Here is a 17,825-nt window from a genome sequence, read left to right on the forward strand (position 1 = left end):
GGATATTGTCAACGGCTATCGTCCAATCGACACACTGGACCAACTATTGGGGATTGATGGCCAAGCACCCGAAACTCGGATCGAACCTCAAGGCATTGCGCCAGAAACATGGCTGGAAGCTGAGCGATGTCAGCAGCAAGACCGGCGTGGCGATCTCGACGCTGTCCAAGGTCGAAAACGACCAGATGTCGCTTTCCTATGACAAACTCCTGCAAATCGGCGAGGGGCTCGGCCTGTCGATGGCCGAACTGGTGGCCGAACCTGAGGTACCCGGTCACCCGTTGACCCGGCGCTCGATCAACCTGCATGGCGACGGGCTGCAGCAGAAAACCCAGAATTACGACTATCTCTACCTCAGCACGGAAATCACCAAGAAGCGCATGGTTCCGGTGCTGACGCGCATCACCACCCGCTCGCTGGACGAGTTTGGCCCGCTCATCAAGCATTCCGGCGAGGAGTTCCTGTACGTGCTGGAGGGAGCTATCGAGGTGCACACCGAGCACTACGCGCCGGTCCGCCTCGAGAAAGGCGAGAGCATCTACATCGACAGCACCATGGGTCACGCCTATCTCGCCGTCGGCGAAGGCGATGGGCTCGTGCTCGCGGTCTGCTCCAGCGCGCAGCCGGATTTCCAGTCGGCGCTGATCGAGATGCTGGACCACTGAAGCGCTTGACGCCGTTTTCAAATTTTGAAAATGCTTAGCGGATAGGAAATTTGTATGCGCGCCGGCGACCGATCGCTGGTGCCGAAGGATTGCCAATGACGACGCAAGAAGCCGGGCCTGTAAAAGCCGATGTCCTGATCATCGGTGGCGGCATCGCCGGCGCTTCCGTCGGCTACTGGCTGGCGCCGCACCTGAAGACGGTGTTGCTCGAGCGCGAGAGCCAGCCCGGATACCATTCGACCGGCCGCTCGGCCGCGCTGTTCAGCGAAACCTACGGCACGCGCCAGGTGCGCGCATTGACGGCAGCGAGTCGCGCCTTCCTTGAAAATCCTCCGGCCGGCTTCGCGGAGCATCCGATCCTGACGCCGCGCGGCATGCTGGTCGTGGCTTCCGCGGAGCAGGAACACCTGCTTGCCGAACATCAGGATGCGGTCCGTTCGATCGGACTGGCGGGTGAACGACTCGATTTCGAAGGCGCCAGGGCCTGGGTCCCGGTGTTGCGGCCGGAAGGCGTCACCGGCGCCGTCTACAATCCCAATGCCGAGGATATCGACGTGCATGCCCTGCATCAGGGCTATCTGCGCGGCCTGAAACGCGCCGGCGGCACCGTGATCGGCAACGCGGAAGTGACCGCGGCCGAACAAAGCGGGGCCGACTGGCGCCTTGTCGCTTCGGGCAGGGAGTATATTGCGCCGATCGTGATCAACGCCGCGGGGGCCTGGGGCGATGAGATCGGCGCGTTGTTCGGCGCCAGCCCGATCGGATTGGAACCACGCCGGCGCACGGCCTTCGTCTTTGCGCCGCCCGCCGGTCACGACGTCACCCGCTGGCCGATGTTCATCACCGCCGATGAAAGCTGCTACATCAAGCCCGATGCCGGCCTGCTGCTCGGCTCACCAGCCAATGCCGACCTGATGGCGCCGCAGGACGTTCAGCCCGAAATGGAAGACATTGCGCTCGGCATTCATCGCATCGAAGAACTGACGACGCTCTCGGTCGGCCGCCCCAGCCGCGTATGGGCAGGATTGCGATCCTTTGTCAGCGATGGCGATCTGGTCGGGGGTTTCGACGCGAAGGTGCCCGGCCTGTTCTGGCTGGTCGCACAGGGTGGCTACGGTATCCAGACATCCGCCGCCATGGGAGAAGCCTGCGCCGCCCTCGTGCGCGGCCAGCCACTGCCGGCGCGCATCGCCGACTTCGGGCTCGACAATGCCATGCTCAGCCCGAAACGGCTCGACAGATAGCAAGACCGGGACCAATCCGGCGACCAGAGCGCTTCCGTTTTTCAAGGAAACACTCCAACTCTTTGTTTGCCGCATGATCTTGTCCGAAAAGTCCGCAACTTTCCGGGATCATGCTCAAACCGCTTCGCGGCACATGCAAAAAGCCCGCTTCATCTCGCGTGAAGCGGGCTATTTTTTCGCTGCCAAAGCAATCAGCGCGCCGAGAAACCCGGAGGCGTGCGGCCGACGCGCGACTTGCGCGCGGCATAGCGCGCATCGCGCTTGGCCTTGCGTTCGGCCTCATCGGCCAGCAGGCGCGAGATGCGATCATTCTCTTCCGCCTCGCGCAATGCGGCTTCTTCGCGCGCCTTCGCTTCAGCTTCGAGTCTCGCAGCCTCCGCCGCGGCTTCACGCTCCGCCTTTTCAGCGGCTTCGCGTGCCAGGCGTTCCTGCTTCAGCCGAGCCTTCTCGGCTTCACGGATAGCGCGTGCCTCGAGGATCGCCTTGCGTTCCGCCTGGCGAGCCAGCACTGCCGGATCGTCCGCTGCGGGCTTTGCCTTGAAGCGCTCCAGGAGCGCCTTCTTTGCCTCGTTCGCGGCATTGCGCCGCTCGAAAATGTCTTTTTCCCTGTAGATAGCCAAGTCCAGTTCCCTGAAATCTATGTGCGGGGCTTACATACGCGCGCGAAAGCAGAGATCAAGCACCAATTCGGTATGCCAGCCATGAATAGAACGCGCATGTTGCAGCGCAACGACATATTAGCGGGCCGCGCGTCATTTCGAACGCGCGATGGGCACACAAGACTTCGAACCCGCGCCCCGTGCTTTCCGAAATTGATTCCAATTGTCGGAAGGGTGCTTCAACGGCTGGCCCAATCTCCAGATTTGGTACTTCGCTAACCTCACCCTATATGCCCTCGGACCAGCCAGCGGGACACGCGCATGACCGATCTTTCCGTTCTCGACCTCTCGCCCGTCGGCGAGGGCAGCACACCAGGGCAGTCTCTTGCCAATACGCTGGACCTTGCCCGCCACGCCGAACGGCTGGGCTACAAGCGCTACTGGCTGGCCGAGCACCATAACATGCCTGGCATTGCCAGCGCCGCGACCGCCGTCGTCATCGCCCATGTCGCAGCCGGCACCAGGACCATTCGCGTCGGCGCCGGCGGCATCATGCTGCCCAACCACGCGCCGCTGGTGATTGCCGAACAGTTCGGCACGCTGGCCGCCCTGCATCCCGGCCGCATCGACCTCGGTCTCGGCCGAGCCCCTGGAACCGACATGATGACGGCACGCGCACTGCGTCGAAACCTCGATGCCGGCGTCGACAACTTCCCGCGCGACGTCGTTGAACTGATGGCCTATTTCGAGCCTGCCGAAGACGGCCAACGCATCCGTGCCGTGCCAGGAGAGGGTGAAGCCGTGCCGGTCTGGATCCTCGGTTCCAGTCTTTATGGCGCGCAACTCGCCGCCATGCTCGGCCTGCCCTACGCCTTCGCCTCGCATTTCGCGCCGGCGGAGCTGGACCACGCGCTCGAGGTCTATCGCACGCGGTTCGAGCCTTCCCAGCATCTCGACAAACCGCGCGTCATGCTCGGCATCAATGTGATCGCGGCACCGACCGACGCGGAAGCAAGGCTGCTGTTCACCTCGCTGCAGCAGGCTTTCGTGAACCTGCGCAGTGGCCGCCCGGGTCGGCTGCCGCCACCGGTCGAGAATTTTGACCGCGATCTCGATCCCGTGGCGCGCACCATGCTGAATCAGGCGCTGTCCTGCGCCGTGGTCGGCTCGCCTGAAACGGTGAAGCAGGGCGTCGAGGCTTTCATCGCGCGCACCGGCGCCGACGAGCTGATGGTGACGGCCCAGGTCTTCGATCACGCCGCCCGGGTGCGTTCCTTCGAGATGCTTGCAGATATCCATCGGGGCATGTCGAAGGCTGCGTGATCGCCGTTGCGGGCTATTTCAGCGCCCGCACCAGTTCCGCGTCGGGATAGCAGGTCGCGGCGCGGCCGTTCCTGGCCTGCCATTCGCCGATCGAACGCCGCGTCTTGAAGCCCGGAAGGCCATCGGCGCTGCCGACGTCATAGCCCTTCTTTTCCAGCACGCGCTGCAGGCTGGCGATATCCGACCTGTAAAGTCCTCCCACCGCTCCCCATTCCGCCGAAAACCGGTGATCGCCCTGCGCTATGCGATCAGCGCCCGAGGCCGATGAACAGCGCATAGAGGTCTGAGGTGTTGTATTCCTTCAGCACATAAAAGTTCGGTGTCACCAGGAATGCCGGGCCATGGCGGCCGGCGGGCATCATCAGGAATGCCTCGGCTGCATTTTCGCCGGGCGGGAACGGCTTGCCGTCGACCCGCCTGATGCCGAGCTTGTTCCAGGCCGAGACCGGCTTGCCGCGATCAGGCCCTTCCAGCGCGCAGGAGACCGTATCCGGCGCGGTGACCTCGTAGCCCCAGCCGCGCCCTTTCACCCAGCCGTAGTGGACGAGATAGTTGGCGATCGATCCCATGACGTCCGGTACCGAGTTCCAGATGTCGGTCTTGCCGTCGCCGTCGAAGTCGACTGCGTGCTTGAGGAATGAGGTCGGCATGAACTGCGGCTGCCCGAGCGCGCCGGCCCAGGACGATTTCATCGCTCCGACCGGAGCAAGACCGCGCTGCACGATTTCCAGCGCTGCCAGCAGTTCCTGACGGAACATGTCCTTGCGCGTTGCCAGAAAAGCCTTGGTGCCCAACACTTCGAAGGCATCGTAGGGGATCTTCGCCGCGCCGAAGCCGCTTTCGCGGCCCCAGATCGCCAGCACCACCGATCCCGGCACGCCGTAGCGCTTCTCGATCTGGCGCAGCGTCGCGGCGTATTTCCCAGCGCGGGCACGTCCGCCATTGGAAACCGCCGCCACGATCTTTTCGGCAAAATAGGCGCCTGGAGAACCGAACTCGGCCTGGTGCTGTTTCTTCGGTGTCTTCGGCTTTTCCCCCGGCAGCACGAGATCGGGCAGCTTGAGATTCGGTTTCACGCCGTCGAAGGCAGCATTGAACGTCGCCTGCGAAATGCCCTTTGCCTTGGCCTCCGGCCAGAGATCGTTCTGCAGCCAGGTCCGGAACTGGTCATCGACGGTCGCAGCCGAAACGGAACCCGCGAAGCTCGCAACAAGGGCAGCGAGCAGAAACAGCCGTTTCAGCGAGGGGAACAGAAAGCTGCCAGGGAAACGGTTCATCCTGTCTCCTCGAGAATCTCGTTCAGAATGTCGTGCGCGACTTCAACGCCGCGGCCAGCGTGCCCTCGTCGAGATAATCGAGTTCGCCACCCACCGGCACGCCATGCGCAAGCCTTGTCACTTTCACATCAAAGCTGGAGAGCTGGTCGGTAAGGTAGTGTGCCGTCGTCTGCCCCTCGACCGTGGCGTTGACGGCGAGAATGACTTCCTTGACCGCACCGGCAGCGATCCGATCCACAAGTGAACGGATATTCAGCTGGTCGGGACCGATGCCGTCGAGCGGCGAAAGCGTGCCGCCGAGGACATGGTAGCGAACATTCATGGCCGCCGCCCGTTCCAGCGCCCAAAGATCCGAAACATCTTCGACCACGATCAGCGTGGCTTCATCGCGGCGCGGGTCGGTGCAGATCATGCAAGGATCGGCGGTATCGACGTTGCCGCAGGTCGAGCAGATGCGCACCTTCTCGACCGCCTCGCCCATGGCATTGGCCAAGGGTGCCGAGGAGTTGATCCTTTTTCTTGATGAGGTGCAGGGCCGCGCGGCGCGCCGAACGCGGTCCCAGCCCGGGCACCTTGGCCAGAAGCTGGATCAGGCGTTCGATTTCAGGACCGGCGATTCGCTTGGACATCGCACCGATGTAGGATTTTTTCAGCCGCTTTGGAACTGAGCAGCAACGGCGCCCGCGCCGTTGCTGATGAACGCTGTCGGTAGCCCGAGGCTCAGCCCTCCATACGAATCACTGCAGCGGGCGGCTTTCCGACACGATCAGAGCGCCGATGGCATCGGTGTTTTCCGGCGTCGACTGGAACGACATCACGACGTCAGGCTCGGATGTCGTCGCCGAGGCCAGAACAGGCTGCGGCCTTTCGCTTGGCACCGCCGAAGCGGTCTTGAACGGAAGTCGGGCCGGTTCGGCCGAGGCCACCATAACCGGCGCGGCGGCCGTGGCTGGCGCCGGCTTTGTCGAAACAAACGCCGTCGCCGGGATCGTGGCAGCCGAGGCGACAGCAACGGTCTCAACCGGAGCAACCGGCGCCGCCGAGGCCATCATGGTGGCGCCTTCTTCCGGCAGCGGCTGCCAGTTGCGGCCGCGCTTCTCGTAGAAGGCGTTGCCACCAGCGACCAGCACGTAGTGCATGTTCTTGTAAGGGAACTTGAGGCCGGCCGTATGGAAGAACATCGAGTTCTTGGCCTTGGTCGAGCGTTCGCCCTTGAGCACCGCCTCGGCAGCATCCATGACATCAGGCAAGGCCTTGGAGTTCATGCGACGGGTCATCACGCCCGGCGCGAACTGGCCTGGCTGACCAACAACGGTGCAGATGTTGTCGCCATACTTGCCCGAGCGCAGGCGGTTCATCACCACCGTGCCGACGGCGACCATGCCATCGCGGCTGGAACGATTCGATTCGAAGAACATCGCGCGCGCCAGGCATTCCTTGTCGCGGCTGGTGTAGCGGTAAGCGCCGACCTTGGAACTGGGGGCAACCGAATCGGAGAGCTTGGCAACGGACAGGCCGTGACTGCCGGTGGTCTGGCTGCAGGCAGCCAGGAAGAGCGGGCCCAGGACAACCGTCCCGAGGGCGATCAGCTTTTTCCAACGCGTGGCGATCAACAAACGTCCCTCATTCTTGCTGCCGCCTTGTCCCCAGGATATGCGGCAAGAATGAGACACTTTCGGGCAAAAAGATGGCCAAAGCCTTACTTTGCCGAACAAGGTGAACAATTCGTGGATTTAACGAAGTCGTTACCGAGTGGTTAAGCCCAGGATATAACGCAATATTTCATCCTGTAACAAAAAAGGAGCAAGAGAAACACACCTGATATTCTAAGCGATTTCTCTTGCTTCCTTCAGAAATACTTATTCCTTCGAATTAAAATGGCAGCTTCATGCCGGGCGGCAGAGGCAAACCGGCAGTCAAAGCCTTGGTTTTTTCCTGCATGATCTGTTCGACCTTGACCTTGGCGTCGTTGTGGGCGGCTAAAATAAGGTCTTCCAGGATTTCGACCTCGTCTTCCTTGAAGAGGGATGGATCGATCTTCAGCACCTTCATCTCGAATTTGCCGGTCAGCGTCACATTGACCAACCCGCCGCCGGCCTGGCCGGTGGCTTCGAGATTCGCGATCTCCTCCTGCATGGACTGGAACTTGGCCTGCATTTCCTTTGCCTTGCCCATCAGGCCGAGCAGATCTTTCATCGTCTGATCCTTCTCAAAAATCGATGTCGTCGTCCGAAGCCGGCTCCACCGGCTGGTCGGCATCTTCGCTTTCTTCATTCGGCGCATCGGGAATGCGCACGTCGATGATCTTCGCGCCTGGAAAACGGGCGAGAATGGCCGCCACCGCCGGATCGGCGCGCGCGTCGGAGAAGGCGATCTCGCGACGCGTCGTCTCGACCTCGGCCATCGTCTGGCCGCCCTCTTCCTTCGACAATGACACCAGCCAGCTACGGCCCGTCCAGGCCCGCAGCTTCGAGGTCATTTCGTTGAGCAGCATCTTCGGCGCGTCTTCGGTCAACGTCACATCGATGCGACCCGGCTCGAAGCTCACCGGACGAACGTAGCGCTTGATCTGCACCTTGAAGGCGATGTCGCGGTTCTGATCGGCAAGAGCGATGATGTCGGCCAGGGATTTGACCGGTACGGACTGCTGCTCCTGTGCCGGCTCCGGTGCCGGCACGAAGGCGGGAGATTGAACGGGCTCGACCAGGCGCATGGTCTGTCCGCCGCCGGGCGTGACCGGCATGCGAACCGATGCGGTGGCCATGGCCGCGCCACCGTTTCCGCCACCGGGAGCAGGGGCGCCATTCGCGCGCGCGGCTGTGCCAGGCGCCGGCTGCCCGTTCTCCAGCGACTTCAGGGCCTCATCGAGCGTCGGCAGGTCGGCGGCATGGGCAAGTCGAATCAGCACCATCTCGGCGGCACTCACCGGGCGGTTGGAACTTTGCACTTCCGGGATGCCCTTGAGCAGCATCTGCCAGGCACGGGACAGCACCCGTACCGACAAGGTGCGCGAAAATTCGACGCCGCGCGTGCGTTCATCCTCGCTGAGCGCCGCATCGTCTGCCGCTCCTGGCACGAATCGCAAGCGCGTGACGAGGTGGGTGAATTCGGCCAGATCGGTCAGCACGGCCGCGGGATCGGCACCGACATCGTAGAGCGCCCTAAGTCCCTGCAGTGCAGAGGCGATATCGCCTCTCATGATGTGTTCGAACAGGTCGACGATGCGGGCGCGGTCGGCGAGGCCGAGCATGGCGCGCACCGCTTCCGCCGTGACATTGCCGGCACTGTGGGCAATGGCCTGGTCGAAGATCGACTGGGCGTCGCGCATCGAGCCTTCGGCAGCGCGGGCGACCATGGCAAGCGCATCGTCGTCGGCCTCGATCTGCTCGAGGCCGGCGATGCGTTTCAGATCCGCCTTGATCATCGCGGCATCGATACGACGCAGGTCGAAACGCTGGCAGCGCGACAACACCGTGATCGGAACCTTGCGGATCTCGGTGGTGGCGAAGATGAACTTCACATGCGGCGGCGGCTCCTCCAGCGTCTTCAGCAGGCCATTGAAGGCCTGCGTGGAGAGCATGTGCACCTCGTCGATGATGTAGACCTTGTAGCGCGCGGAGACAGGCGCGTAGCGGACACGATCGATGATGTCGCGGATGTCGTCGATGCCGGTATGGGAGGCGGCATCCATCTCGATGACATCGACGTGGCGACCTTCCATGATCGCCTGGCAATGCTCGCCGGGCACCGAAAGATCGACGGAAGGGCGATCGATTTCGGCAGTCCTGTAGTTGAGCGCTCGCGCCAGGATGCGCGCGGTGGTTGTCTTTCCGACGCCGCGCACACCCGTCAGCATCCACGCCTGTGCGACACGTCCGGTGGAAAAGGCGTTGGTGAGTGTCCGAACCATCGGCTCCTGGCCGATCAGTTCGGAGAAATTGGATGGCCGGTATTTGCGCGCCAGGACGCGATAACCGCCAGGGGCCTTTTCCGGTGCGGGATTGTTTCCGGCTTCGCTCATCCGCCCTGACTGCTCCCTGGAGCCTGTTTCCGCAAATAAGTTTCGCCCGCCAAGCTGCGCGCCATCATTGTTCGCGACAGAAGGACCGCGGGAGAAGAGCGAAGAGGCGGGAGGCTGGAACAATGACCCGTTCCGGGCTCGTTAGGGCTGCTTCCTTCCGGACCTGACCCGGTTGGCGAGTGGATCGTCCACCACCAACCTCCCAACCCCCATATCGGCAATTTGACGCCAGAATGCAAGGGTCAAGCAAGGGTCCGGAACAGCCATGGCTTCTTGGGGCAGACAGAATGAAGGGCTTGCGACGAAACCGGCGCCGTTTTAGCCTCCTGTCAAATCTCTGGGGGAATGCCGATGCTGCCTGGCCTCAAGGCCGGATTTTCGCTGGACGCCCGGTTGGAGGCAGACAGCGAACAATTGCTGTGGCTCGGCCTGTGCGAACTGCGCATCATGAACGATTGCCGCTGGCCCTGGCTGATCCTGGTGCCGCAGCGACCCGGCATCGAAGAGTTGCACGACCTCACCCCGTTGGACCAGGCGATGCTGACCTTCGAGGCCAACATGGTAGGGCAGGCGCTGAAGCAAGCCACCGCGTGCACCAAGATCAACACTGCCGCACTCGGCAACATCGTGCGCCAGCTGCATGTCCACGTCATCGCCCGCAACGAAGGCGACACGGCCTGGCCCGGGCCGGTCTGGGGCCATGGGCCGCGGGAGCCATACAAACGTTCCGATCTCCATCGGTTTGCCGAACAGATCAAGGCGGCGCTATAACGCGCCGACAACTTCGCCGAGTTCCCGAGTCTCTCCATGACCTTTCGCCTGTTCGACGCACCTTTGCGCGAGCCCAGTCAATTCGTCGGCTTTGCCGGCAACCGCATCGACCGCCAATCCGAGAATCGCTCCGACGATTGCGTGGAAATTGCGCTCAAGGATCCCGCGGCGCGCATCCTGCCGATGCGCGACGGTCGCCTCTATCTGAAGCTGAAGGATGGTGGCGCCTTTGATCCCTGGTTCGACCTGGCCGAAAGCGCCGGCGTCGAAACCACGCTTTCAGCAGCGATCCTGCTGGGGTACGCCGAGGGGCAACCGATCCTGGCGGCGCCCGCGGCCATGGTCCCGGAAGCACTGCCGGAAACCATCAAGGCCATCGACCACCGCTCGGTCTATATCCAGGGGCTGATCGACGAAGCCGCGTTAGGCGCGTTGGCACAGGGGGCCGCGCTGCTGTCCTGGAATGCCAGCCATCGTTTCTGCTCGAAATGTGGAAATCCGTCCGAAATGCGCGCCGGCGGCTACAAGCGCCATTGCCCGGCCTGCGGCACCGACCATTTTCCACGCACCGACCCGGTGGCGATCATGCTGACGGTCTCGCGCGAGCGATGCCTGTTGGGCCGCGGCCCGCATTTCGCGCCCGGCATGTACTCTTCGCTCGCAGGGTTCATCGAACCTGGCGAAACGATCGAGGCAGCGGTGCGCCGCGAGACCCTGGAAGAGGCCGGCATCCGGCTCGGCCGCATCGTCTACTACGCCAGCCAGCCCTGGCCGTTCCCCTATTCATTGATGATCGGCTGTTTTGGCGAAGCGCTGAACGAGGACATCCAGGCCGACCTCAGCGAACTGGAGGACTGCCGCTGGTTTTCGCGCGACGAGACGCGGCTGATGCTGGAGCGGCGGCACCCGGAAGGGCTGATGACGCCCCCGCCGGGCGCCATCGCGCATCACCTGATCAAGGCCTGGCTGGATAGCGGAGGCTGAGCGTAGCGGTCTGGAAATAGCCGCTGCTCGCTCCGATATGACGACTTCCACGCGGAGCCGTGTGGAGGTCGCTACCCTTGAAGCAGGAGCATTCCTTGATCCGACGCCAGACACTCAACCCCGCCGGACTGTTCGACAGCCAGCAATATGGTTTCAGCCAGGCAGTGGTGGTCGAAGGCGGGCGCAGGATGCTCCTGTCCGGCCAGGTCGGCGTCGATGAACATGAAAAGACCGTCGAGGGCGGGATGGGTCCGCAGACGGTCAAGGCCCTCGACAACATCGACTATCTGCTGAAACAGGCCGGCGGCGACCTTTCGCACGTCGTGATGCTGCGCATCTATATCGCGCAGGCAGCCCAAGACGACCAGGGGCCGATCGCGGAGGCCCTGCGCCGTTACTTCCCGACCGACCCGCCGCCTTCGTCCTGGATCATCGTCACCGGCCTGTCGCTGCCGGAATGGCTGATCGAGATCGAAGCGGAAGCGGTATTGCCTTAGAGCATTTTGTAGCCAAGTGGAATCACCTGGCGTTACAAAAATGCAACGAAAACAAAAGCTTAGAGCGCTTGCGCGTTTCCGTGAAAAACGGAACCGCTCTAGTCCGCCACTTTCCACTGCTCGCGCGAATCGCTGGCCGGATAGACGCCGAGGATGCGCACTTCCTTGGAGAAGAAGCGCAGTTCCTCGAGCGCGTTCTTGACGCCGGGATCCTCAGGATGGCCTTCGATGTCGGCGTAGAACAACGTCGCGGTGAAGGCGCCGAGCTGATAGCTCTCCAGCTTGGTCATGTTGACACCGTTGGTGGCGAAGCCGCCCATCGCCTTGTAGAGCGCGGCCGGCACGTTGCGGACGCGGAAGATGAAGGTGGTCATCATCCTGGTGTCGGGCGAGGGGCGCTGCACCCAGTGCTTCGACTTGGTCAGGACGACGAAGCGGGTGACGTTGGAATCGGTATCCTCGACATTTTCTTCCAGGATATCGAGGCCGTAGAGCGAAGCAGCCAGCCGCGGCGCCAGGGAGGCCATCGTGCGATCCTTCTCGGCGGCCACGAATTTCGCCGAACCGGCGGTGTCGCCGGCCACGACCGGCTTCCAGCCGTTCTTGCGGATGTATTTCCGGCATTGGCCGAGCGCATGGATATGACTGTGCACGGTCTTGATCTCGGAGCGCTGCACGCCTGGCAACACCATCAGCTGGAAATGGATCGGCAGGAAATATTCGCCGATGATGTGCAGCTTCGATTCCGGCAGAAGATGATGGATGTCGGCGACGCGCCCGGCGATGGTGTTCTCGATCGGGATCATGGCGAGATCGGCCTTGCCAGTCTCCACGGCGTTGAAGGCATCCTCGAATGTCGGGCAGGGCAACGGCTCCATCGTCGGAAACATGTTGCGGCTGGCGGTATCGGAATTGGCGCCGGGTTCGCCCTGGAACGAGATGCGGTTGGTGGGGGCAGGAGACATTCTTGGCCAGGCCTTCGTCAGTGAGACAGGATTTCGCGCGCGCGTTCCAGATCCTCGGGCGTGTCGACGCCGAGCGGCACCGAGCGCACGATTTCGGCATCGATGCGCATGCCGGCTTCCAGCGCGCGCAGTTGCTCGAGGCTTTCCCGGCGCTCCAGAACCGACTGCTTCAGCGCCACGAACCGTTCGAGCGCGGTGCGGCGATAGGCGTAGAGCCCGACATGGTGATAAAGAGGACCGTCCCCCCAAGGGGCGGTTGCGCGTGTGAAATAAAGCGCCCGCAGCCGCGTCTCGGACAGTGGCGAACCGACGATCTTGACCACGTTGGGGTTGGTCTTCTCTTCCGGGCGAACGATCTCGACGCCAAGCGTGGCGATGTCGACAGCCTTGTCTTCGAACGGCTTCAGCGCCGCACGGATGATGGCCGGCTCGACGGTCGGCAGATCGCCCTGGACATTGACGATCGTCTCGATCTCGCCTTTCGGATCGAAGGTGCTGAGCGCCTCGAAAATACGGTCCGAGCCGGACTGATGGTCGGCGCGGGTCATCACTGCCTCGAAACCATGCGCGCGCACCGCTTCGGCCACCGCCTCGGTGTCCGTCGCGACCGCCACACGGCCGAGATCGGCCTCGGCGGCGCGGGCGGCGACATGCACGATCATCGGCTTGCCGGCGATGTCGGCAAGCGGCTTGCCGGGCAGCCGGGTGGAAGCCATGCGGGCGGGAATCAGGATCAATGTCGACATGATTGGCGCGGAACGGAACGGGCAGGGCGAAAAGTGGCAAAAGGTCTCACAGGAAGCGCCCTTATAGGTGTTGCAACCGAATAGCAAAAGACCTAGTTTCCGCCCGATTTGACCCCCTCGACGGGGAGGGTCTCGATACCGACAGCCGGAAGGACGGAACGGTCTGCCGGAAAAGGGAGCTGGGGTTTATGGATTCCAACGAAGTCAACAAGGTACTGGCCGGCCTGCTCGGAACCGTGTTCGTGGTTTTTTCGGTCGGTATCGTATCCGACTCGCTGTTCGCCTCGCCAAAGCCCAAGAAGCCCGGCTTCACGATCGAGGCGGCTGAACCGGAAGCCGGCGGCGGCGGCGGCAAGGAAGCCAAGGCGGCAACGCCGGTTGCCGACCTTCTGGCGGCAGGCAAGGCGGAAGCCGGTGCCACCGTTTTCAAGAAGTGCCAGGCCTGCCACAGCGGCGAGAAAGGTGGCCCCAACAAGATCGGTCCGGATCTGTGGGACATCGTCAATCGCCCGGTCGCCCATCACGAAGGCTTTGCCTATTCGGCCGGCATGAAGGATTTCGCCAAGGGCGACAACAAGTGGACGTTCGAAAACCTGAACCACTTCCTGACCTCGCCGAAAGGTCTCGTGAAGGGTACGGCCATGGGCTTCGCCGGCCTGCCCAAGGACGAGGACCGCGGCAACCTGCTCGCCTATCTGCGCACGCTGTCCGACAGCCCGGCGCCACTGCCTGAGGCCGGTGCTGCGCCTGCAGCCACTCCGGCGGCTGCGCCAGCCGACGCCAAGCCGGCCAACTGACGAATTTGTAATCGCTGCAATCACGAAAAAGCCGGGTTTGACCCGGCTTTTTTGTTGCGCGCATGGAATTAGGTGGTTTCAGCCGGTTTTCGCTGGCCGCGAATAAGCTAAAGTGCCTGTTCGAATATGCCGTCAACAGGCAGAAGGATGAGGAATGCAGCGTTTCCGGCTCGGGATGCCATTGAAGTTCCTGGCGGCAGGTGCCGCCCTCGCCATCGGCATCCATGCGGCATCCGCCGATGAATGGCGCACCACCTCTTCGCTCATTGGCGAATCGAAATATGGCGAGAACTTCCAGCGCTATGACTACGTGAACCCGGACGCCCCGAAGGGCGGAACGCTCAATTCGACGGTCGTCGGCACTTTCGACAGCTTCAATTCCTATATCGTGCAGGGTTCGCCTGCCGCCGGCTTCGTCCCGTATGGCGGAGGCCTGCTCTATGAAACGTTGATGGAACAGGCCATCGACGAAGGCAGCGTCAGCCACCCGCTGATCGCCGACGCCTATAAATATCCTGCCGACTATTCGTCGGCCACCTATCGCCTCGATCCACGGGCGAGATGGCATGACGGCAAGCCGATCACCGTCGATGACGTGATCTGGTCGTTCAACGTGCTGAAGGCCAACAGCCCGATGTACAATCGCTATTTCGCTAACGTCACCGAGGCGGTGGCGGTCGGTGAGCGCGAAGTGGAGTTCCGCTTCGACCAGAAGGGCAATCGTGAACTGCCCAAGATCATCGGCGACCTCGCCATCTTGCCCAAACATTGGTGGGAAGGCACCGACGCCAAGGGCAACAAGCGCGACATAACCAAGCCGACCCTGGAGATTCCTCTGGGCTCGGCCGCCTACAAGATAAAAAGCTTCAAGCCGGGGACGGAGATCGTCTGGGAACGCGTGCCCGACTACTGGGGCGCCAAGCTGCCGGTGAAGATCGGCCGCGAGAATTTCGATATCAGGCGCTATGTCTATTTCCTTGACGACAGCGCCGCCTGGCTCGCCTTCACCAAAGGCGGACTGGAAGACATCAACGCCGAGAACAGCGGGCGCGGCTGGAAGACGAGGTACGACTTCCCGGCGGTCAAGGCCGGTGACGTCATCAAGAAGGAGTTCAAGGCCACCTCTCGCGCGACCTATCAGGGTTTCATGATGAACACCCGCCGGCCACTGTTTCAGGACCGGCATGTGCGACAGGCGCTGGCCTATCTCTACGATTTCGAAGCCATCAACCGTATGTCTTTCGGCCTGAACACCCGCCTCACCAGCTACTACATGGGCAGCAATGATCTTGCTTCCAGCGGCCTGCCGCAAGGCAAGGAACTGGAGATCCTCGAACCGTACAAAGACAAGCTGCCGCCGGAACTCTTTACCCAGCAATTCTCGATACCGGCATTCGACAATCCCCAGGCGGAACGCAGGATCCTGAAGATGGCCGTCGACCTGTTCGCGGAGGCCGGATGGGCGATCCAGGGTGGCAAGATGGTCAACACCAAGACCGGACAGCCTTTTGCTTTCGAGATCCTGGATTTCCGGCAAGGTGCAGAGGCGACGTTGAACCCTTATGTCGACATGCTGCGCAAGATCGGCATTACTGCGACGCTGCGCTTTGTCGACAGCAGCCAGTACATCAACCGCGTCAACAACTTCGACTACGACATGATCACTTCGGTCCTGCCGCAATCGGATTCGCCAGGCAATGAGCAGCGCGATTTCTGGTCGTCAAAGGCCGCCGATACACCAGGCTCACGCAACTACGCCGGCATCAAGGATCCTGTCGTCGATGCGCTGGTCGACCGCGTCATCTTCGCGACCGACCGTGACGATCTCAGCGCTGCCGCACGCGCGCTCGACCGCGTGCTGTTGTGGAATTACTACTCTGTACCACAGTTCACGCGACCCGACGTGTGGCTGGCTTACTGGAACAAGTTCGGCATCCCCGACAAGCAGCCGACCTATCTTGGGCCGGACACCGATTCCTGGTGGATCGATGTCGACAAGGAAAAGGCGCTGGCCGCCAAATACAAAGGCCTCAATTGATGGCAACCCGCCGCGACGTGCTGGCATTGGGGGCAGCCACCGCAGCCGTTGCGCTTCTGCCAAGTCGGGTCTTTGCGAACAGCCCGACCGAAGCACCGCTGCACGGACTGTCTGCCTTCGGCGACCTGAAATACCCGGCCAGTTTCACGCATTTCGACTATGTGAACCCGGACGCCCCCAAGGGCGGCACGTTTAATTTCGCGCCTTTCACCTGGGTGTTCAACCAGAACCCCCAGACCTTCAACACGCTGAATTCCTTCATCCTGAAGGGCGACTCCCCGCCACGCATGGACATGTGCTTCGACGCATTGATGGCGTCCGCGCTGGACGAGCCTGATTCGATGTACGGGCTGGTCGCGGAAACCGTGACGATCGCGCCCGACCGCAACAGCTTCACCTTCAAGCTGCGACCAGAGGCGCGGTTCCATGACGGTTCGCCGCTGACTGCCGAAGACGCCGCCTTTTCCTACAAGCTATTGAAAAGTGACGGGGCTCCGGATTTTTCCATTCCGCTGGCCCGTCTTGCCGATGCCGTTGCCGACGACAAGCAGACGTTGCGGCTTGTCTTCGACGGCAAGCAGAGCGAGCGGCTCGTCCTGTCGGTCATCGGATTTCCTATCCTGTCCAAGGCCGATATCGAAGCCAACGGCTTCAAGGGCGGCATGCGCCCGCTGCTCGGCTCCGGCGCCTACAAGGTCGGGCGCGTTTCTCCCGGCCAGACCATCGAGTATGAGCGCGTTGCCGACTATTGGGCACGCGATCTCAACGTCAATCGCGGCCAGAACAACTTCGATCGCCTGCGCATCGACTTCTACCTCGACCGCCGGGCCAATTTCGAAGCCCTCAAGAAAGGCGACACCTTCTACCGGGAAGAATCGGTCTCGCGCAGCTGGGCGCTCGACTATGATTTTCCATCGGTCAAAGAAGGCAGGGTCATCAAGCGCGAATTCCCGACCGAAAAGCGCCCGCGTATGCAGGCGATGGCGCTCAACCACCGCCGCGACCGCTTCAACGACGCCAGGGTGCGGCAGGCAATTGGGCTCTGCTTCGATTTCGAATGGGCAAAGCGCAACTTCTTCTACGATCTCTACAATCGCTCCCAATCGTTGTTCGAACTTTCGGACTTCCGAGCCGACGGCCAGCCAGGCGCTGAAGAACTTGCCTTGCTGGAGCCGCTACGTGGCAAGATCCCCGACGAGGCCTTCGGTGAAGCCGTCCTGCAACCGGTGTCCGACGGCTCGGGCCGCGATCGCAAGATGCTTGGCAAGGCCTCGAAACTGCTCGCCGACGCCGGCTGGAAACGCAACGGCTCGTTCGTCGAGAATGACAAGGGCGAAAGACTGACACTGGAAATGCTGAGCGACGAAGAGACGCTGTCGCAGCGATTTTCGCCTTTCGTCGAGAACATGCGCGCCGTCGGCATCGACGCCACCTCTCGCATCGTCGACACGCCGCAATATCAGCGGCGTCTCTCGGAATACGACTTCGATCTCGTCATCGCAGCATTCCTGTTCTCACCGTCACCGACGCAGGACGAAATGGAACAGTTCTTCCATTCGCGCAGCGCGGCGATGCCGGGAACCCGCAACTATGCCGGCATCTCCGATCCGGCGATCGACACGCTGGTCGACGCCGTCGGCGCTGCCAAGGACCGGAAAAGCCTGGTTACGGCCATGCGCGCGCTCGACCGGGTCTTGCGCGCGCGACACGACTGGATTCCAAACTATCACAACGCGAATCACTGGGTGGCGTTCTGGGACATGTTCGGCTTCAAGGAGCCGAAGCCCGATTATGCCTTCCCGGTTGAATCGCTGTGGTGGTTCGACAAGGACAAGGCGGCAAAGATTGGCAAGGCCTGACAGGGTGCGTGGCATCCGACATCATAAGCATCGACTCCT

At 62.1% G+C, this 17,825-nt stretch carries 15 protein-coding genes, 1 other RNA gene and 2 pseudogenes; 9 read left to right on the forward strand and 9 right to left on the reverse strand.

What is annotated here, in order from left to right; translation table 11 throughout:
• Positions 1–56: 56 nt before the first annotated feature.
• Positions 57–665, forward strand: coding sequence for a helix-turn-helix domain-containing protein (locus ACFJIU_RS26445; RefSeq protein ID WP_379064981.1), 609 nt, complete (start codon positions 57–59; stop codon positions 663–665).
• 95 nt (positions 666–760) lie between these two features.
• Positions 761–1,909 carry an NAD(P)/FAD-dependent oxidoreductase gene (locus ACFJIU_RS26450; protein WP_379064983.1) on the forward strand — a complete coding sequence of 383 codons (1,149 nt, stop codon included), beginning with the start codon at positions 761–763 and terminating at the stop codon, positions 1,907–1,909.
• A gap of 191 nt (positions 1,910–2,100) precedes the next feature.
• Here the strand turns inward: ACFJIU_RS26450 and ACFJIU_RS26455 are convergent, their stop codons facing one another.
• Entirely contained in the window at positions 2,101–2,529 is a 429-nt protein-coding gene (locus ACFJIU_RS26455) for a DUF6481 family protein (RefSeq protein WP_326892945.1), read from the reverse strand.
• A gap of 300 nt (positions 2,530–2,829) precedes the next feature.
• On the opposite strand from ACFJIU_RS26455, the gene ACFJIU_RS26460 reads away from it, so the two are divergent.
• Positions 2,830–3,831, forward strand: a complete 1,002-nt coding sequence (locus ACFJIU_RS26460; RefSeq protein WP_379064986.1) for an LLM class flavin-dependent oxidoreductase — start codon at positions 2,830–2,832, stop codon at positions 3,829–3,831.
• 13 nt (positions 3,832–3,844) lie between these two features.
• On the opposite strand, the pseudogene ACFJIU_RS26465 reads toward ACFJIU_RS26460, so the two are convergent.
• From ACFJIU_RS26465 to ffs, 6 genes and pseudogenes are all read right to left on the reverse strand, one after another.
• Positions 3,845–5,108 (reverse strand): annotated as a pseudogene (locus ACFJIU_RS26465) (lytic murein transglycosylase).
• A 22-nt stretch (positions 5,109–5,130) separates the two neighbouring features.
• Positions 5,131–5,737: pseudogene (gene recR / locus ACFJIU_RS26470) on the reverse strand (recombination mediator RecR).
• Positions 5,738–5,845: 108 nt separating this feature from the next.
• Positions 5,846–6,721 carry a cell wall hydrolase gene (locus ACFJIU_RS26475; RefSeq protein WP_379064988.1) on the reverse strand — a complete coding sequence of 292 codons (876 nt, stop codon included), beginning with the start codon at positions 6,719–6,721 and terminating at the stop codon, positions 5,846–5,848.
• Positions 6,722–6,980: 259 nt separating this feature from the next.
• Positions 6,981–7,304: a YbaB/EbfC family nucleoid-associated protein gene (locus tag ACFJIU_RS26480; protein ID WP_054311855.1), complete on the reverse strand. Its 324-nt coding sequence runs from the start codon at positions 7,302–7,304 to the stop codon at positions 6,981–6,983.
• Positions 7,305–7,317: 13 nt separating this feature from the next.
• On the reverse strand, positions 7,318–9,129 hold the full coding sequence (locus tag ACFJIU_RS26485; RefSeq protein ID WP_379064990.1) for a DNA polymerase III subunit gamma/tau: 1,812 nt from the start codon (positions 9,127–9,129) through the stop codon (positions 7,318–7,320).
• A 106-nt stretch (positions 9,130–9,235) separates the two neighbouring features.
• An RNA gene (ffs, locus tag ACFJIU_RS26490) (signal recognition particle sRNA small type) lies at positions 9,236–9,332 on the reverse strand.
• Positions 9,333–9,480: 148 nt separating this feature from the next.
• Here ffs and ACFJIU_RS26495 point away from each other — a divergent pair.
• From ACFJIU_RS26495 to ACFJIU_RS26505, 3 genes are all read left to right on the forward strand, one after another.
• A complete protein-coding gene (locus tag ACFJIU_RS26495; protein WP_379064992.1) occupies positions 9,481–9,900 on the forward strand; it encodes an HIT domain-containing protein in 420 nt (139 codons plus the stop codon).
• A 36-nt stretch (positions 9,901–9,936) separates the two neighbouring features.
• A complete protein-coding gene (nudC, locus tag ACFJIU_RS26500) occupies positions 9,937–10,884 on the forward strand; it encodes an NAD(+) diphosphatase (protein WP_379064994.1) in 948 nt (315 codons plus the stop codon).
• A gap of 95 nt (positions 10,885–10,979) precedes the next feature.
• Positions 10,980–11,381, forward strand: a complete 402-nt coding sequence (locus ACFJIU_RS26505) for a RidA family protein (protein ID WP_379064996.1) — start codon at positions 10,980–10,982, stop codon at positions 11,379–11,381.
• Between the two features lie 98 nt (positions 11,382–11,479).
• Here the strand turns inward: ACFJIU_RS26505 and ACFJIU_RS26510 are convergent, their stop codons facing one another.
• Positions 11,480–12,346 carry a prephenate dehydratase gene (locus tag ACFJIU_RS26510; protein ID WP_379064998.1) on the reverse strand — a complete coding sequence of 289 codons (867 nt, stop codon included), beginning with the start codon at positions 12,344–12,346 and terminating at the stop codon, positions 11,480–11,482.
• Between the two features lie 17 nt (positions 12,347–12,363).
• Complete coding sequence (locus ACFJIU_RS26515; protein WP_379065000.1) at positions 12,364–13,092, reverse strand: 3-deoxy-manno-octulosonate cytidylyltransferase; 729 nt, start codon at positions 13,090–13,092, stop codon at positions 12,364–12,366.
• 188 nt (positions 13,093–13,280) lie between these two features.
• Between ACFJIU_RS26515 and ACFJIU_RS26520 the strand changes: the two genes are divergently transcribed.
• The 3 genes from ACFJIU_RS26520 to ACFJIU_RS26530 all read left to right on the forward strand — a co-directional run bounded on the left by ACFJIU_RS26520 (position 13,281) and on the right by ACFJIU_RS26530 (position 17,786).
• The gene (locus ACFJIU_RS26520; RefSeq protein WP_379065002.1) at positions 13,281–13,889 is read left to right on the forward strand and encodes a c-type cytochrome; all 609 of its coding nucleotides are present in this window, start codon (positions 13,281–13,283) and stop codon (positions 13,887–13,889) included.
• Between the two features lie 175 nt (positions 13,890–14,064).
• Entirely contained in the window at positions 14,065–15,927 is a 1,863-nt protein-coding gene (locus ACFJIU_RS26525; protein WP_379073230.1) for an extracellular solute-binding protein, read from the forward strand.
• Positions 15,927–17,786 carry an extracellular solute-binding protein gene (locus tag ACFJIU_RS26530; RefSeq protein ID WP_379065005.1) on the forward strand — a complete coding sequence of 620 codons (1,860 nt, stop codon included), beginning with the start codon at positions 15,927–15,929 and terminating at the stop codon, positions 17,784–17,786. The genes ACFJIU_RS26525 and ACFJIU_RS26530 overlap by 1 nt, the downstream gene beginning before the upstream one ends.
• The last annotated feature ends 39 nt before the right edge of the window (positions 17,787–17,825 follow it).

Origin of the sequence: Mesorhizobium sp. UC74_2 (assembly GCF_042701485.1) — a bacterium.
In the GTDB taxonomy this organism is placed as follows: domain Bacteria; phylum Pseudomonadota; class Alphaproteobacteria; order Rhizobiales; family Rhizobiaceae; genus Mesorhizobium.

Bases quoted from the DNA above. Each gene is read 5' to 3' on its own strand.
- ACFJIU_RS26445 (WP_379064981.1), top strand. From the start codon at position 57: ATGGCCAAGCACCCGAAACTCGGATCGAACCTCAAGGCATTGCGCCAG.
- ACFJIU_RS26515 (WP_379065000.1), bottom strand. From the start codon at position 13,092: ATGTCGACATTGATCCTGATTCCCGCCCGCATGGCTTCCACCCGGCTG.
- ACFJIU_RS26485 (WP_379064990.1), bottom strand. From the start codon at position 9,129: ATGAGCGAAGCCGGAAACAATCCCGCACCGGAAAAGGCCCCTGGCGGT.
- nudC (WP_379064994.1), top strand. From the start codon at position 9,937: ATGACCTTTCGCCTGTTCGACGCACCTTTGCGCGAGCCCAGTCAATTC.
- ACFJIU_RS26530 (WP_379065005.1), top strand. From the start codon at position 15,927: ATGGCAACCCGCCGCGACGTGCTGGCATTGGGGGCAGCCACCGCAGCC.
- ACFJIU_RS26495 (WP_379064992.1), top strand. From the start codon at position 9,481: ATGCTGCCTGGCCTCAAGGCCGGATTTTCGCTGGACGCCCGGTTGGAG.
- ACFJIU_RS26450 (WP_379064983.1), top strand. From the start codon at position 761: ATGACGACGCAAGAAGCCGGGCCTGTAAAAGCCGATGTCCTGATCATC.
- ACFJIU_RS26460 (WP_379064986.1), top strand. From the start codon at position 2,830: ATGACCGATCTTTCCGTTCTCGACCTCTCGCCCGTCGGCGAGGGCAGC.
- ACFJIU_RS26480 (WP_054311855.1), bottom strand. From the start codon at position 7,304: ATGAAAGATCTGCTCGGCCTGATGGGCAAGGCAAAGGAAATGCAGGCC.
- ACFJIU_RS26525 (WP_379073230.1), top strand. From the start codon at position 14,065: ATGCCATTGAAGTTCCTGGCGGCAGGTGCCGCCCTCGCCATCGGCATC.
- ACFJIU_RS26510 (WP_379064998.1), bottom strand. From the start codon at position 12,346: ATGTCTCCTGCCCCCACCAACCGCATCTCGTTCCAGGGCGAACCCGGC.
- ACFJIU_RS26520 (WP_379065002.1), top strand. From the start codon at position 13,281: ATGGATTCCAACGAAGTCAACAAGGTACTGGCCGGCCTGCTCGGAACC.